Origin of the sequence: Segatella maculosa OT 289, from assembly GCF_000243015.1 — a bacterium.
Classification (GTDB): domain Bacteria; phylum Bacteroidota; class Bacteroidia; order Bacteroidales; family Bacteroidaceae; genus Prevotella; species Prevotella maculosa.
In genome coordinates this window covers 33,406-51,096 of record NZ_JH594512.1, presented here as the reverse complement: position 1 = coordinate 51,096, position 17,691 = coordinate 33,406, and the positions used below count along the sequence as shown (strand labels likewise).

The 17,691-nt window shown below is 46.7% G+C and carries 7 protein-coding genes; 1 reads left to right on the top strand and 6 read right to left on the bottom strand.

All coding sequences use genetic code 11. From position 1 onward, the window contains the following. Positions 1–82: 82 nt before the first annotated feature. Genes HMPREF9944_RS11755 through HMPREF9944_RS11730 form a run of 6 tightly spaced genes read right to left on the bottom strand, consistent with a single transcriptional unit; the run spans position 83 to position 12,971 of the window. A complete protein-coding gene (locus tag HMPREF9944_RS11755; RefSeq protein WP_008566557.1) occupies positions 83–1,861 on the bottom strand; it encodes a phosphodiester glycosidase family protein in 1,779 nt (592 codons plus the stop codon). 37 nt (positions 1,862–1,898) lie between these two features. After that, positions 1,899–3,518: a DUF4998 domain-containing protein gene (locus tag HMPREF9944_RS11750; RefSeq protein WP_008566556.1), complete on the bottom strand. Its 1,620-nt coding sequence runs from the start codon at positions 3,516–3,518 to the stop codon at positions 1,899–1,901. 41 nt (positions 3,519–3,559) lie between these two features. Further along, positions 3,560–5,344 (bottom strand): RagB/SusD family nutrient uptake outer membrane protein, encoded by a 1,785-nt coding sequence (locus tag HMPREF9944_RS11745; protein WP_008566555.1) that lies wholly within the window; start codon positions 5,342–5,344, stop codon positions 3,560–3,562. A 21-nt stretch (positions 5,345–5,365) separates the two neighbouring features. Continuing rightward, positions 5,366–8,410 (bottom strand): SusC/RagA family TonB-linked outer membrane protein, encoded by a 3,045-nt coding sequence (locus HMPREF9944_RS11740; RefSeq protein ID WP_244861160.1) that lies wholly within the window; start codon positions 8,408–8,410, stop codon positions 5,366–5,368. Positions 8,411–8,430: 20 nt separating this feature from the next. Further along, positions 8,431–10,275: a glycoside hydrolase family 71/99 protein gene (locus HMPREF9944_RS11735; RefSeq protein WP_044113716.1), complete on the bottom strand. Its 1,845-nt coding sequence runs from the start codon at positions 10,273–10,275 to the stop codon at positions 8,431–8,433. Beyond that, on the bottom strand, positions 10,272–12,971 hold the full coding sequence (locus HMPREF9944_RS11730) for an alpha-L-rhamnosidase (RefSeq protein ID WP_008566552.1): 2,700 nt from the start codon (positions 12,969–12,971) through the stop codon (positions 10,272–10,274). The genes HMPREF9944_RS11735 and HMPREF9944_RS11730 overlap by 4 nt, the downstream gene beginning before the upstream one ends. 345 nt (positions 12,972–13,316) lie before the next feature. Here HMPREF9944_RS11730 and HMPREF9944_RS11725 point away from each other — a divergent pair, with 345 nt between their 5' ends. Then, the gene (locus tag HMPREF9944_RS11725) at positions 13,317–17,327 is read left to right on the top strand and encodes a hybrid sensor histidine kinase/response regulator transcription factor (RefSeq protein WP_008566551.1); all 4,011 of its coding nucleotides are present in this window, start codon (positions 13,317–13,319) and stop codon (positions 17,325–17,327) included. The last annotated feature ends 364 nt before the right edge of the window (positions 17,328–17,691 follow it).

The window sequence follows — 17,691 nt, the reverse complement described above, 5'->3', positions numbered from 1 at the left end:
CACACTCCTTATACACCTCGCGGAGGAAGTGTATAAGGACGAGCAAGACACGTAGCCTGATGGGCGCGAGGGAGGGACGGTTTTATTCGACATACACTCTGATTTGTGCGCTGACGCCCTGACGGGTGGCCGTGATAGTGCCGTAGCGTTGCTTGCCCGTGGCCTTGAACGTCTGGCCTTCGATGGTGCCCAAGGCGGGCGACACGGCGAGTTGCACGTCTTTCAGGTCGTTGTCGACAATGAGGCCGGCGGCATTGATGCCGTAGAAGCGGAGCGCGGCCGACTCGCCTTGCTTCACGCGAATGACGTATCCGGCCGAGGCTATTGCTGCTATCCGGTTGTCGTCTTTCACGTCGGCAACGGCAAAGAATGCGTTCGCCACCTTGCGCGTGTAGGTTCCGCCGTTGGGACGGTTCATCAACCCCGTTCCGTCAAGGCCTGTATTGTAGGCGTACATGGTGCTCGAACCGCCGCCGTCGAGGTTGAAGGCGGTGGCTGCCCCGGCACGCTTCATGAGCAGGGCCAGCTGGGTGGTGGTGACACCGGCGGAAACGTTCCTCCAGCGGCCGTCTACCACGCACATATACAGCGTGCTCCTGTCGGCCGAGAGGCCCAACGAGGTTCTCGGGTGACGCTCGTTCCAGACGTAGGAAGTCGGTTTCCCGTCTTTCAGTATCAGGGGCTTCACGCCGAGCGTGTGAACGGGCGCGGAGAGGTTGTAGCTGGCAGCCGCGAGAGCGATGTTGAACGTTCCCTTGTCGCCTGCGTGCAGTGCGTTGAGCACGGCTTGTTTCGTTCCCGTAGCCGAGAGTACGGCGCAACCTTCGGGAATAGCGGTGTTGCCCTTGGCAGTGTGCGTCTCAACAACCTCGAACGCTACGTTGGCATTGAGTGCCCATGCACCTTCGGTAGGCTTCACGACGACTTCGGTGCCGGTGTCATCGGTCTGGGTCGTCGCACCATAGAAGTGGTTGTAAAGCACAATCTGGTCATTGGCCCGCTTGTTGTTGATGTTGTCGAGTGGAGTAACGGTTCCGCCAATGGTTATCTGTGGCTTTGAATAAGAAAGCTCGTCGATGAAGACGGCCCCGTCCTTCTGTACAATCATGTTGCCGACACCGGTCTCTGTGGGCAATGCCACGACGTTGCCGTCGAGCGTCATGCCGTCGAGAATACGGTTGTCGCCACCTAAGTTGAAGAAGTCGCCGTTCACGCCTGCGAAATAGCGTCCGTGCCCTTGCGCAGTCTTGCGTGGCCCCATGTGAATGACACGTTCGGTATTGCCCAATTGGTCGTCGGCAAGGACGGGACGGAAGAGGAGGTGCTCCGCCCGCACGTTCATCGTGAGGAAATGTACCTTCAGGGGGAACTCTTCATGTGACAGTGCAATCTCCGTGTAGTAGCTGCCCGGTCCCACAGGATAGTGGGCCAGCGTGTCTACCTTGTACTTCAGGTTCTCGAGCGTGAATATCGCGTTCGGGAACTGCATCTCGTAGGGCTTCTCACGATACTGGGTGGGCGAATACACGCGTACGGCAATCTTCTCGGTCAGTGCATCGCTGCCGTTCGTCATCTCCGGAAGCACTACCTTGATAGCATCTGCGCTTTTTGAGACGATGGTAGCCTCGGTTTGATTGAACAATACTTTGATGGCATCGTCGAAGCCTATACCCTTAATGGTGACAGTGTCGTTGGCCATTAGCTGTGAGGGGACAATCGAATGAATGGTGAACGGCTTTTCATTATTGACGAGGCCCTCCCAGTCCTTGCAACCACAGGTACATAAGACTGTGGCCGACACAAGCAACGCCTGCATACCTCGGAGGACGGCCGCGCGATGGGTTTTATTCTCTTTATTCATAATGGCTGTTATTTTAAGTTTAATGTTTCTCATCTGCTTACTGTGGCGAGAGTGTGAAGCCGCGAATGGTCATATAGGTCCACGGCGTTCCGTCTACGGGATACATGTTGCGCAGGTTGAAGACGGTTCCGATGGTCACCTTCGACGGCGTCTTGACCGTAAACGGAATGGTTCTCGTCACGCCCAAGTGGTCGGAGAGCTTGTCCTGTCCTAATGTTTCTGTTGCCGTAGTCACTACGTTGTAGTCGGGCAATGTGGTGCCCGTAGCAACAACGCCGTACATCTCAGCACAATTATTACTGCTCACCTTTCCTACGTCTATCTTCAGGAGATAGAGTCCGGGCAGGAGGTCGAGCGTCTGATACATCTTTCCGTTGTTGACAGCGGGCACGCCCCAGACGGCAGCACACCACGGACTGAATAGGCCCTCCGTAATATCAAAGCTAATCTTCACGTTGCTGCTGTGCGTCCAATCGGTTATCTTCTGCATTCTACCTGCGCCTGCACCCGGGAAGAGGTCGGAGCCGTCGCCCTTGAACGGTGCGCGGGCATTCTTCAAGGTAGGCATGTCGGTTCCGTTCGCACCGCTGGCCTTCAGGTCGTTGAATAGGTCTATCTCTGCAAGCTGTGCAGAAGTGGTGCCTGCATTATAGGCATTGCGTATCGTCAGTTTGTAATAGCGAGCCGTGATCGGCTTGTCCAAATGGAAGCTCTGCTTGTAACTATAGGCTTTCAACCGTCCTTCTTTAACGGTTTCCCAATTGATGTTGTCATTGCTCACTTCGAAGCGGAAGTCTTTGCTGAAGCCTACTTCCTTTGGATCTTGCGACTGAACGACGCTAAACCCACTGAAAATCTTCTCCAACTGCATATCGACAGCAACCCAATGTGGCATTGCCGTTGGCTTCGACTGCCAATCGGTGAGCACATTGTTATCGAAGAGCTTTGTTGCTTCCTTGCCCGTCAGTTCATCCGATACGCCGGCGATAATCCAATCGTCTTTTGTAAATATCTTCATCGAAGCCTCCTTTGCATCAATCTTTGATGTTACAAACTCATCGATGCAAGTGGGAGCCGGTTTGTAGACCGTACAGAAATAGTAAGGCTTTGTCAGATTGATGTCTTTCACCGTGACGGACTTTAGGCTGCGATCGATGAAGACACTGTCGTTACTGCCCGACAGATTGACAAAGAACACCCTTACACCCAATTCGTCTTCCCGTTTGTTCTCATCGAAGTCTATCCGAATGGATGAAGCCGACACTCTTTTAAGCGTCAATAAGGTTCGGTTTTTCAGATTAGAAGAATAGGAGGTGCCGTAAACGGTCACTTTCACTCCCTTGGGGTCGGAGTTGTTTCCTGCAGAGTTGTAAGTAACGACACGGATTACCTGTTCACCCTCTGGCAACTGTGACAGCAGAATCTTCTGACGTGCCGCTGACTGGTCGATGGTGAAATTCTTGAACTTACCCGCACCGTAGAAGACTCTCCCCGACACGGCACCTTCAGGCGTAGCAAACTCTACAAGGGCCCGATTGTGACCAGGGAAAGCATTCAGCGAACTGACCATAGCAGGGGCATCGTTCTTATCGTCTCGGCAACCAACGGTCATAGCAACTAAAACGGCTGACAAGACAAAATATAGTATACGTTTCATATCTTGATGGTTTTGGTTTCTTTACTGTTTGCAATTCATATTCAGCGCCATGCTTCGGGCTGTGTCATGGAAGCCATCTTCTTGGCGTCTTCCAAAGGAATGGGCAATACTAAATACTTGTCCGTGTTCGATTGATAGTCACGGATCTTCTTTCTCTGATAATGGAATTTATTATCCTCATCCTTCGTTATTCGCATACCTGTAACGAAATTGTTGGTCTTATCCAATATCTTCCAACGGCGTTGGTCGTGGAAACGCCAACCTTCCATGCAAAACTCTACACGTCTTTCATTACGTATACGACTCATGATAAAATCATGGTTCTTCTGAAACCCTTCCACATCTTGGAGCTTGGGCTGCAATGCACGTTCACGAATGGCATTGAGTGCTGTCAATGCACCATCTAAGTCTCCCAATTCGCATAGTGCTTCTGCCTTGTCAAGATAGAATTCGGCTAAGCGGAAGAATACCCAATGCGTAGGTTCGTTTCCTTTACTTCCACCCGGACCGAAATACTTAATCTGCGTGTCCTTGCAGTTATAATAGCCGGTACAAGAATTTGTTGCAGGATCTGTGACCAAGTCGTTGAACCCGTTCTTGGCACCAACGTAAGTCTCGACAATAAACGGTTCCGTGCAGTTATAAGGTACGCCATAGTTTGCCATATTGTAAAGGATATCAACATAGAACCGGGCATCCCTATTTGAATATGGATCCCCACCCGGAGCCTCACTATAACCTAGTGCAGCCGCCCCTGGAGTTACTGTAACGTTCGTACGCGTATCATCATTATAGGTTACAGGTAGAGAACCATTCTTCATCTCAAAGCAATCGACAAGTTCCTGAGTGGGACTGTCTCCACATCTCCACAAATGGTTTATCTTAATTCTAGTATCAGAACAAGTGTAAGTCCCTACATCTACACCATTGGTATCATTGATATGGGAATTATCTGCCCAAGAACGCCAGATGATTTCAGATATCGGGGTCGTAAAGGCGCCGACAAACAATTTCTTATAATCACTCATCGGAACAAGGCTGTATTCAGACATATTCAAGACATCCTGTGCTGCATCTGCGGCCCGTTTCCATTTTCCATTATCATGCGTGGGATTGTTCAATAAACTCGCATTGTTCAGAAGCACTCTGGCGCGAATCGCATAAGCCACTCCATTATCCACATGCCGGGTCTCGGTCGGTGTCTGCCTGTTGGGAAGTACTCCCGAATGGACAACAGCCATTAATTCATCGGATATCTTTGTAGCGATTTCGTCGTATGTGGGACGTTTCAAATCGTTCCACCCATTATAATCATCTTGCAAAGGTTCTTCGAGCCAAGGCATCGGCCCATAGAACTCCAATAAATTCATATAATACCAACAGCGTAATACACGAGCTTCTGCTACCCACGTATCTCTTTCTTTCTCGGTTATCACTGTAGACATCGGCAGATATTTAATAGCATTGTTTGCCAATCTGATGCCTCGCCAGAAATCAGCCCACAATTGGTCGCGCGGAGAGTTCGTCGGCCAATCGATAACCGGATTACTCAACGATAACGAGCCATTATGCCATTCATATGCATTATAAGTACCAGCCCAATAAGTATTGTCTGTCAGTGACTCTATGGTATTATGTATAAAACAGATATAATCTCTTCCCATATAAACCTCACCATAAGCTGCATCAAGTAACCCCCTACTACGGCCATAATTACTCAACACCTTATCTAATGTTATCTGCCCGTCGGGAGTCTTTTCCAAGACACTTTCACAACTACAGAGAGAGATGAGTGCCGTAAGCAATATAAATGATATTCTTTTCATAATCTTTATTTTTGAAATATGTTAAAAAGATATGTTCAATCCCATATTATAGGTCTTGAAGACCGGATATAGCAGTTCGCTACTCTGTTCTGGATCTTGATACTTCACCGGATAACGATCGAAAGTCAACAAGTTCAATCCATTAATATAAAAGCGTATGGAAGAAGCACGAATGGTCTTTGACCACTTCTTTGGAAGCGTATAGCCAACTTCCATATTTTTAAGACGTATATAGCTTCCATTGACATACCAAAAGCTCGAAGGAAGATGATTGATGGAGCTTCCGGGGTCCAATCGAGGATAGGTTATCTTCTCTCCTGCGTTATAACGTTCCTGACTCCAAGCTTCCTTGTGCCAATTATTGAAGTTATAAGTCTCGGTAATGTTCTGACCTGTCATATAATAACTTCTGTTTGCTGCTCCTTGCCACATCATACTGAAGTCAAGGTTCTTATATTGGATATTTATTCCAGCACCAAATGTCCATTCTGGAATTTCCGGATAACCGATAGGTACCATATCCTTATCATTCACGATACCATCTCCATTTTTATCTTTATACTTCAAGTCTCCCAATTTGGGCTTAGGCCCTAATGCCGTCTGGTCATACCAGTCAAGAATATCTTGCTCTGTATTAAAATAGCCTGCCACCTCATAACCAAATGGTTCGCCTAAACGATATCCCGTGCTCCTTAACCGGCAGGCATAATCTTCAGGAAGCAGTACTTCACTCATATAAATAATCTTATTTCGATTAAAGGCAGCATTTGCTCTACAGTCTATACGAAAATCCTTATTGAGATTCTTCTGGAAACTTGCCGTGATTTCCATACCTTTATTATCTATAATTCCGGCATTAATCTTGGGAATAATACCTGACGCCTTAACGCCACCCGTACCGAAGACACCCGTAGGTATCAAGCCTGTTGCAGGGATAAGTATATTATTTCTCCGTTCATAAAATAAATCAATATCTAATCCGAAGTCTTTAAATAAGCGAGTCTCAATACCAATATTATATTTATTGGCTTTCTCCCATTCCAATTTCTTATTACCGATTTGCGATTCATAGCTTCCACTCCACAAGGTTAGGAAAGCGAAACGTGTACCATTCATATTGTCATTCCCGACCTGTCCGTATGACGCACGTATCTTCATGTAAGACAAGTAGTTCTTCAACTTATCCATAAACGGCTCTTCCGTCAACACCCAACCTATGGAAAATGAAGGGAAGAAACCCATTTTATGACCGGGAGCAAACTGTTCAGAACCGTTATATCCGAAATTAACTTCAGCCAAATATTTATGTGCGTAACCATAGGTAGCTCTTCCTACTAATCCAATATAATTATAAGGAAGCTGAATATTAATCACACGCTGATATCTGTTGAACAGAATAAGTCCTGTAATGTCATGCTTACCGAAAGTGCGGCTATAGTTCAGGGAGGCATCAATATCAAACAGATTACTGAAACTCTGATACTGTGCATCTGACAAGGTACTGTTGACAGAAGAACCTGTCGGCTCATAAGTCGCACTTTCAGGATTCATTGGATCACCTTTCACTTGATACGACTGATAAGTCCTTTGCCTGACTTGTTGATTGCTTGAGTAAGCATCATAGGAAGCGACGACCTTTGCAAATAATCCCTTGGTAATGAAGTCCAACTTCTGCTCTACGCCCAGTGTTGCCGTCACTTGATTTGTCTGCGTATTTCTGAATCCTGTTCTGTTGAGCATACCATAAGGGACATTCGCTCTCTGATAACTTGTCATAACTTCCCCGTCAGGTGTGAGGTCATTATGTGAATTATTCGGAATAGACAATAAATTACTCAGCATAACGGAGTAACCCTGAATATCATTCAAATAACTTGCATTATGAGGAACTATCACCGGATCGTTCTTCTTCTGCATATATCCGCTGATATTAAGGAACATTTTCAGATTTTTATGTAAGCTAATATCAAAATTTGACCTGAAATTCACACGATTTGCCTTAGATTGGGGATCATAGTCATACTCCTTAAATTTCTCGGTCTTAAAGATACCTTCTTGATATAGATAACCTACTGTTGCAAAATAGCGCATCCGCTCTGTTCCACCGCTGACATTTACATTTACCCTCTGCATAGGAGAAAATTCTTTCATAAATTCTTTTATGAAATTCCTCACGGGAAAGAATGTATGATTATCCCCCAACCGATAACGTTCCAAGGCATAATCACTGTAAGTCGGTTGCCTTCCGTTCTGTCGATCAACCTGATTAGTCAGCCTTGCATAATCGTATGCAGAGGTCATTTCTGGCAGACGTGTTGCTTGCTGCCATGCCTGTTCTACCGTTACATCAATTGTAGGTTTGTCTATCTTGCCTCGTCGTGTTGTCACGATAATCACACCATTTGCACCACGTACTCCATATACTGCCGTTGCAGAAGCATCTTTCAAAACCGTTATGGTTTCTACTTCGTGTGGATCAAGTGCCGTAAAACTACGCTCTACACCATCGACAATCGTAAGAGGCTGTTGTCCATTAATCGTACTGCGTCCACGGATATAGAAATCCAAGTTTTCTCCACCGGGAACACCTGAACGTTGCAGGACTGTCAAACCTGGTAGTCGACCGGCCAAAGCCACTCCAAGGTTTGAAGCCGGTGTCTGTTTCAGTCCTGTAGCAGAAATCGTAGAAAGAGCTGCTACGACACTTTCCTTTTTCTGTTGTCCATAGCCCACAACTACGACATCATTTAATTGGGTAACGGTTTCCTGCAATGTCACATTAACCGTTGACCGACCATTTACATTAACCTCTTGGGCTTGAAAACCTATAAAAGAAAATACAAGGATTGCATTCTTATTGGGAATTTTGATCCGATACTTTCCATCTGAATCGGTTATAACCCCTTGACCGATCCCTTTGATATTCACTGTAACTCCGGGCAAAGGCTCGTTTTGCTTATCAACAACCGCACCCGAAGTCCATAGCTGTTCACTCTGTCCCATTACTTGGATATAAAAAGATTGTAATGCGACCATCATAAATAGTGTGATTAGTTTTGCTTTCATACTTTTATAACGTTAAACATTTATTTCATTACATAGAGATAACTCAATCGCCCCATCGGCATTGCACAACCTGTTGTGTAGTAGTTCATGATATCGGAAGGTTTTGATACACCCATTGCCACTTTGAAGTAGAACTCCTTTTCACTGTCAAGCCCCAAGGCGGATCGTGGCAGTGAAATCTGAATAGCATCAGCTTCTTGAATAAATCTACCCTCAGCCTTTTTATAGGTATTGAACCCCTTGATTAACTGCTCAATGGAAATGTTGTTTTCATCAATATTTCTACCTATTATATAATTATAGCTTTCCCACCCTTGTGATTTAGGCGAACCTGTTCCGATAAAAAGATTCAGCCAATTCCTCCTGCCGTTATAGCAACTGAACTTATCCTTTCCTCTCAACAAAAAGTAAATATTATCTCTATCATAAGAAACTCTTACTTCTACAACTTTGTTTTCTGGTGCATCCTGTACGTAACGGACCGTAGGAGCTCCTCCGTAAGCATCTCTGGCCATGAATGCACAGTCCGTATTATGTACGATATATCTGACAGTTTTCCATTTCACATCTATCATATTTTGGCTTATGGTCTGCGGAGCATAGACTATAGGCTTGTCTGTAATACCTTTATAACGATGTATATTCGCAATAAGCTGAAGATAGAAGGCATCCTCATATCCACCAACCATAGGTTCTATATCTCTCGAATATTCTTTGGTTACAGCATCACATAGCATATATTCACCATCATAGGGCTGTTTATAGGCTATCCATTCGTTCCAACCACCCACAGAGACTATTTGAGGTGCTGAAGCTATCGCATGATCCCACTGTGCTTGGAAGAAAGTTCCTTTATCCACATTTTCAGTCTCATTCGTTTTCGTCCGGGGATTCCACCCTTTTCCCCAATTTGTCCAATGCTTACGTGTCAAAGAGAACGACATGGGAACCATTGGATGACTGGCAACCGTCACATTCATTACCTTCGAACGATGATGATAGGGCTGCGGAAACTTCCATTCCACCCATGGGAAACCATCCGAAAAAATAGAATCGGAAGGCCATTGTGGTTTCACAAAATGAAAAAACGAAAGAATCTCAGGAGATAAGTTACCAGGGACATATCCAGTATCTTTCCTTGAAGCAGCCTCTTTCAAATCATCCTCCGGATTTGTATAGGCTATAATCATCGGCTTGCCATCTATATAATACCATGTCGCAGGATAGTAATTTGGAAGATAGATATGTTGATATAAATCTCTTACCGTCTGGAAAGAATGAGAATGGGTATAAAATACAACTTTCGGGGCATTCCATCCAGCCTTCAACATCTCATTAATGACGGCACAGACCTTCAATGCCACATTCGAATAAATCAAGGCATTCGTCGTGTCAAAGAAGATAAAATCAACCCCGGCAATGGTCAGCATCTGCATTTGTTTACGAATGACCCATTCATCATCAGAATTATAATAACCCCATATCGGCTCTCCCCAATAATGCATTTGCCCATTAGGGCTGATTATAGAGTCAGCGGTCGTTGTCAAGACTTTCAGACCATCAGGCCTCAATAAGATTTTAGTAGCATCATAGATACCGGTTGCTAGCGGTTGTCCTATCCAAGGCCAATAAAACATACCAACTTGTCTATCTTCCCTATATCTGGAAACAGTACCGAAACTTCGCCCAAACTGATCAACTCCTACAATCTTGAAACTATTGTACTTTGCCTTTTGCATCAAAGACGTTCGATTTCTCTCTTGCATGATTGATCGGTTTCTACAATTGTGCGCGTATAAAGGAATACCGGCATTTAGAAAGAGAAATGCAGATAGTATAATTTGTATAAGTAAACGTTTCATCATAGTTTACATCTAAAGTGATAATTTCCCGATGGTACCAATAAAACAATATTATTACCCCTTTCCGTCAGCCATGTTATTTCTTTCACATGAGAGATATTCCGATTTCCTTCTGTTACTGTTTTCTTATCTTTAGCAGGAATATATACCTTGGCTTTTGTGTTCTCAGGAATTGTTATATCCATCGTCAGCATATTTCCTTCTTTCTTCCATGACACCTTGATGGTCCCTTTCACTGTTTCCAAACTTCCTTTAGCAAAAGTCAACTCCTGTGGCATATAAGGTCTGATCGTAAATTCTTCGAACCCCGGGTGCTCAAACTCCGGAACGATACCCAATAAGTATTTGTAAAACCAAGAACCTACTGAACCCATCATAGGATGATTATGAGAGTTCATGGCATCGCCGGTGAGGAACTCCCACCGTTCCCATAATGTAGTAGCTCCATTACTCAACATAAAGCCCCAACTCGGATAGGTAGTTTGCGATGCTATCTTGTATGCCACATCTATATATCCATATTCCGTCAGCATTTCCAACAAATATTTCGTACAAAGATTTCCCGTTGTAAGATGGTAATCATGCTTTTTCACATCTTCCACAAGATTGTTTACGACCCGCTGTATATGATTTGCATCTACTATCCCTAAATATAAAGCGAATGAATTGGAAGCTTGATTATTCGAAGCATACCCCCCCGTCTCTTCGTTCCAATAATGACGGTTGATGGCTTCTGCGGTTTCATCGGCAATATGTGCATACCGAAGAGCAACCTCCTGTTTCCCCAAAACTTTCGCCATATCAGACAACAACTTGCAACATAGATACAGATACCCTGTCGAAATCATCTTTCCCGGTGTGTCCTTTGAAACCCCAGAACCATTGGGGTCGGCAAGGAATTCTCGCGGAGGACACCAGTCTCCATAATAACTGTAATCCACGATACCATCCTTTGTCCGAGCACACAAGTAATCTACCCAAGCTTTCATTCCGTCAAAATGTGCTGAAATGATTCGCTTGTCACCATAAAATTCATAACACTTTTGTGCCAACAGCAGATAACTGGCTGAAACTGGATCAGCCGGACGCATACCGAAACGGAAAGGTGCCACGCATGTTATCGTCCCTTTAGCGTCTTGAGTATCTTGTATATCATCTATGAATTTGGGATAAAAGCGAGATAAGTTGAAGTTATAGATAGCTTGTTCTATTCTTACGGTCAGGTCATTCAACCACCCCATACGTTCATCACGTTGCGGGCAATCGGTCGGAACACTGTGAAGATTGCTCGCTTCCGTATTGACCACTAACTTCTGAACAGCATTCAATAACGAATCACTGCACTCAAAAGCTCCCGTCTTGGCAACATCCGTACGTACGATCTTGACGACAATATCCCCTTTCCGTGGTTTATCAGGTAATCCTTCAATCTGAAAATACCTAAACCCATGATAAGTAAAGGCTGGTTCCCAACGTTCCGTGCCTCCACCTCTTAATATATAGGTATCGGTAGACTTCGCATTTCTCAGATTTTCCTGATTAACGGTCCCATCTTTATACAGCGTTTCGGCATAGCGGATTGAAACCTTCGTTCCCCTCTTTCCATTGACCTGCAAAGCGACCCAGCCTGCAAGATTACGTCCAGCATCGAATACATATACCCCAGTACGAACTTCTTGTTTGAGTGTAGGCGTGATTTCTTCGACAACCCTTATAGGTTCTATCTTTTGTGCAACCATCTTCCCCGTAGGGTCATCCGTATTATGTGCCCATGCCCACTCTTCATTCATCAATCCCTGTGGTATTCCTGGCATATACAATTTATCCGTATCCAAACGGGCATCATAATTCTCTCCATCAAATATGGTAGAAGAGACAATCGGACCACCAATCACAGAACGAAAGCTATCAGAATTCAATGTCTCTGTCGTATTGTCCTGATAGGTCACTTCTATCTGCATACGCAGCCGGGGGGTACCCAGCCAACCCGGGGCAACCGGAACGACGATGCTGTTTGCCGTCTGGTTAAAATACCGGCTCACATCATAAGTGGCATAATAGACCCGCTTGCTGTAGCTACTTTGGGCAGGATCCAGCACATGGTCGCCCACCTTTTTCCGATTGATGTAAAGTTCATAAAAACCTAATCCCGACACATAGGCACGTGCCTGTTTGATGTACTTCCGGGGAGTGAACGTACCCTTGAAATACAACACCCTGCCCGGCATACCCGGCACATAGCCTATCCAGCCCGACTTCCAATCATCGGCCGACAACAACCCCATCTCGAAAGATGCAGGAGCCGACCAATCCGAAACCTCATGGGCATTCTTCCACACCCGCACTTTCCAGTAATACCGCTGCCGGCTTTCCAGTACCTTATTATATATAGCCACGCCCACAGATTGTGACGAAAAGGTTTTACCACTGTTCCAAACATCTGCATTCTTCACATTCAGTTGCTCCAATGACGAGGCAACGAGTACCTGATAGGCCGCTTGAGAAAATCCTCTTTGCTTAGACTGCACGCGCCAACTCAATCGCGGAGACACATCTATTCCGATAGGATTTGTCTGGTATTCCGACCGAAGGTCAAAGACACGGAATGCGGTCGCTTTCTCCTTTCCCTTCACAGGAATAGAGAGCATGCTGCACAAAAGCAACAGAAAACAAAACTTTACTTCTTTTTGTCTGTTCATGATACGTTGTTATGTTTTTAGTATTAACCACAACCGGCCGTCTAAAAGTCTGCCACGGGTTCAGCAAATCTCTTTTTTTAACAGTGACATTTGCTGAGGTTCAGCAAGGCCCCCGTCGTTTGCCGTGACATTTGCTCACATAGAGCAGAACTAAAGACCGATTTGGCATTAAATCATTGCAAAGATACAAACCGATGGCATTTATCTTTTGTAAAATCTATTCAACTTTTTGTCATAACTAATCTTATTTTACCGTTTTGGCGTTTTTTAGTCAAACAGATACCGGTAAGTCAAGAATTATGCTTAATTTAACAGCATGATTTCCACTAATACACGTGAGAATATATGAAGATACATTATTATGCGACTGTCATATCTGTTGCGTTTTTTGTTTTATGGGCATGTAACACACAAGAAAACAAACCGAATGCGGACCCCGTTGGTTACGAACCGACGACCTCGCAGGATATATCGTTTCTTGATATCAATGATTTCGCAGAAGATTCCTTAGGATATATGTGGATTGCGACATTGGGAGGTTTAGACCGATATAACGGGTACGATTTCCTACACTTCTCACACCAAGCCACAGATACCAAGTCATTATTGAATGATTTCGTCTTCTCACTGTTCATCGATTCCTCACATCAGCTATGGGTAGGAACTTCCTCCGGACTCAACAAATACAACTATGAAAAGCAATATTTTGAAAGATACTCCGGTAAATACACCATTCCCGTTTATTCCATGTTCGAAGCACCGAAAGGAAAGATATGGCTGGCAACACCTTTAGGGGCGGGATATATAGACCAAGCCGGGCATAATATCGTGTTCCCCAATAAACCAGAAACGGTCAATCTATTTTGGAAAGACAAATCCCAGCGCCTTTGGATGGGATTAAACGGAGAAAAGGGACTGGCCGTCAGAAAGAGCGACAAGGAATGGAAGTATTTCGTCTTGCCCGAAGGTCGAAAGGTCACATGTGTTTATGTCGACCCGCAAGACAAATGGTGGCTGGGCACAGACCACGGCATTATTTTATTCAATCCTAATACCCGGACATTTGAGGCACCGGTTATTCCGCACACAGGAAATGAGCAATTGAATAAACTGCAAATTACTTTCATAAAAGAAGTCGAGCCTTTGAAACTTTTGATCGGGACGACCACCGACGGATTTTTTTACTATGACATTTTATCTCACACGTTACAAAACAACTCTCCGCTGCGTTTCAACCCGCAACTTTCTTCGCAACTGCATACATGCTACAGCGACAGGCGGGGAAACGTGTGGATTGGCTCTTACGATAAGGGGTTCGTCGTAAGTAGGAACGGGAACTACTTCAACACGAACCAAGCGCTCAGCAATTATTTCAAGGGAATGTTCGTTACCCGCATTCTGGAAGACCGGGACAAGCGCCTGTGGATAGCGGCCCGATATAAAGGGCTGTTTCTCTACGACCGACAAGAGAGGCTCAAAAAAATTCAACTCCGAGAGAAGGGATTTCTCGAGGATATTTATATCGACTCAAAAAACCGACTATGGACGGCCTTCGAGCACAAATTGCTGAGAGGAAATATTACCAAAGACGGAACTGTCTGCCCCGACAGGCAGTTCGACATTGAGAACGTAAGAGTGGTGAAAGAAGACCGGCAGGGGAACATCTGGATTGGCTCATGGGGCGGACTTTACAGGCTGGCGAACAACGGCGACGCGGAATTTCCACAGAAAATCTATACTGCGAATATCCCCGACATCAGAGTGCTGCACGACGGCGACATTTTTTTCTCGGCATTCGGAAAGGGCGTGTTTCGGATAAAGGCGAACACGACAACGCCCCTCCCCGTTGACTTTCCGCAGCGATTTCTTCCCACGGCCAAAAACTGTGTGACCATCTTTGAGGACATGCAGCACAGAATATGGCTCGGCACGTACGGAAGCGGCGCACTCTGCTGCAAAGGCAAGTCGTTTCTGCCTTTTTCCGCCGCGACAGGACTCCCCAACAACAACACGCTCTGTTTCGAGGAAGACGCAGACGGGAACATCTGGTTGAGCACTTCGCACGGCATAGCGAAAATCGCATTCGACCGTCGCCGCCCCAAAATCAAGAACTTTTTCAAGACAGACGGACCTCCGGGCGACCAATACCATGAAAAGGCCGGCTGCAGAGGGCACGACGGGAGAATATTCTTCGCCGGAAACCACGGCATCACCTTTTTCAACCCTTCTGACATCAAACCCGACCGCCACGCGCCCGCCGTCAACATCGAAGACCTGAAGATTTTCAACAAACACGTCAGGCCCGGAAAAAATTCGCCGCTGCAGAAGGACATACTCCTCACCAAGCAAATCACGCTCGACCACCGACAGACCACCATATCCATCGACTATGCCGGCATTGATTTCCTCTCGCCCGAGAAGCTCACCTACAAATACAAGCTCGAGGGCTTCGAGAAACAATGGAATTACGTCGGGAATTTCCGACGGGCCACCTACTCCAACCTTCCTGCGGGCCGATACACCTTCCGCGTATACGCCATCAACGGCGACGGCGTAGAAAGTAGCCGCCCGGCAAGCCTCGGCATCATTGTCCGCCCAGCGCCTTGGCTCACTTGGCAGGCGTGGCTGGCGTACGCACTTTGCACCATCGCGATTGCCATCTTCATCATTCGTTTCGCCATTCGGCTGCGACTGAACGAGCAACTCGCAGCGCTGGAGCACAACGAACGCAAGCGAGAACAGGAAATGGCCCAAATGAAGATGAATTTCTTCACCAACATTTCGCACGAGCTCCGCACGCCGCTTACGCTCATCTCCGCGCCGCTGGAAAAGGTCATGGCCGGCCAAAACGACGAGAAAAACATGCGCCTGCTCAACACCATCGCAAGGAACACCAAGCGGCTGTGGCAACTGGCCAATCAAATCATGGATTTCAGTAAGTTGGAGAACGGAACGCTGCGTCTGCGCGTGCAGCGCGTGGAAATTATCGCCATACTGCAGGCCATTTTCGACAATTTCATCTACATTGCAGAGCGCAAGGGCATCGAAATCGCCTTTCGCCCCCACGCGAAGGAAGCATGGATATGGGCCGACACGGATAAAATCGAAAAAATCCTCTACAACCTGCTCTCGAATGCCGTAAAACACACGCCGAGCGGCAAAAGCATCACGCTCTCTACGCGGATTGTCGACGCGCAACACGCACACAGCCACAGGGAGAGCGTCGGTCAGTATCTCGAAATCGACGTCACCGACCACGGCGAAGGAATTCCCGAAGACAAGCTGCAAAACCTCTTCGTGCGCTATCAACAGATAGAAACAGCATCGGGATACAAGCCCGACTACAGCGGAAACGGAATCGGACTGCACTACACGAAAGCGCTTGTCAAAACGCACAAAGGGAACATCAGCGCCGAGCGTGTGGCCGGCGGTGGCATGCGCTTCACGTTCGCCCTACCGCTCGGCGACATCTACACCGACACCGAGAAACAAGAACACACCGAAAATCTCTTCGTCACATCGGCGCGACGAAAGGAAACGACCGACGATGTGCCGAAAAACACAACGCAAAAAGCGCACACCTACACGCTGCTCGTGGCCGAAGACAATCTCGAACTGCTCGACTTCCTCGCCGACCTGTTGTCGCAAGAATATACGGTCCTAAAAGCGTCGGACGGTCAAAAAGCATGGAAAATCGTCAGCCAGCACACGCCCGACCTCGTCATCACCGACGTCATCATGCCCGCCATGTCGGGCCACGAACTTTGCGCAGCGATTAAAGACAACATCGACTATTGCCAGATTCCCGTCGTGATGCTCACGGCAAAAACCGTGACGGCCGACCGCATCGAGGGGCTCGATCGTGGGGCCGACGCTTATATCTGCAAACCGTTCGACACCGAAGAGCTGCTGCTCACCGTCAGGAACCTTCTGCAGCACAAGGAACGCATACGACGCTATTTTTCGACGCCCGGAGCAAGCCGACAGGCAGCCGACGACCAGCCCTTCCTTTCGGCCGACTATATTTTCCTAAACAAGCTCAACGCGCTATTGGAAGCCGAGCTAAGCAATCCGGAACTCGACATCGACGACATCGCCGCGCGGCTCGGCTACTCGCGCTCCGTGTTCTACCGCCGAATCAAGGCACTCACCAACATCGCGCCCAATGATTTTCTGCGAACCTACCGCCTCAAACGCGCAGCCGAGATGCTCGCCTCCTCTTCGCCGCTCGGCGAAGTGTCCGACCTCGCCGGTTTCAGCTCATATTCCTACTTTTCCAAGGCCTTTAAGAAGCATTTCGGACTTTCGCCCAAAGATTATCGGGCAAAATCAGCAAATCCCGAACATCAACTCTGATTTTTGGGCGGAAATTGCTGTGTTCTGCAAAAAAATCGGAGCCTCCCCCAGCCCCTCCGAAGGAGGGGAGTAAAAACGAAAGCCTCCCCCAGCCCCTCCGAAGGAGGGGAGCAGAAACTGGAGCAGATTAGTTTGCACGCAGCTCGTCCCCCCCCTCCTTTGGAGGGGCCGGGGGAGGCTCCCCATTTTTTATTCAGAAACTCGCATTTTTCATCAGAAATCGCTGTATTTTTTCAATAATTCGCGAATTATTGACGGAAATAGCTGTATTCTGCAAATAATTCGCGAATTTTTAGCGAAATTCGCTGTTTTCTGCAAATAATTCGCGAATTTTTGATGAAATTCGCTGCGTTCTGCAAATAAT

What these genes read in the sequence shown, in the direction of transcription:
- HMPREF9944_RS11730 (WP_008566552.1), bottom strand. Translation starts at nt 12,971, where the DNA reads ATGAACAGACAAAAAGAAGTAAAGTTTTGTTTTCTGTTGCTTTTGTGC.
- HMPREF9944_RS11735 (WP_044113716.1), bottom strand. Translation starts at nt 10,275, where the DNA reads ATGATGAAACGTTTACTTATACAAATTATACTATCTGCATTTCTCTTT.
- HMPREF9944_RS11745 (WP_008566555.1), bottom strand. Translation starts at nt 5,344, where the DNA reads ATGAAAAGAATATCATTTATATTGCTTACGGCACTCATCTCTCTCTGT.
- HMPREF9944_RS11725 (WP_008566551.1), top strand. Translation starts at nt 13,317, where the DNA reads ATGAAGATACATTATTATGCGACTGTCATATCTGTTGCGTTTTTTGTT.
- HMPREF9944_RS11755 (WP_008566557.1), bottom strand. Translation starts at nt 1,861, where the DNA reads ATGAATAAAGAGAATAAAACCCATCGCGCGGCCGTCCTCCGAGGTATG.
- HMPREF9944_RS11740 (WP_244861160.1), bottom strand. Translation starts at nt 8,410, where the DNA reads ATGAAAGCAAAACTAATCACACTATTTATGATGGTCGCATTACAATCT.
- HMPREF9944_RS11750 (WP_008566556.1), bottom strand. Translation starts at nt 3,518, where the DNA reads ATGAAACGTATACTATATTTTGTCTTGTCAGCCGTTTTAGTTGCTATG.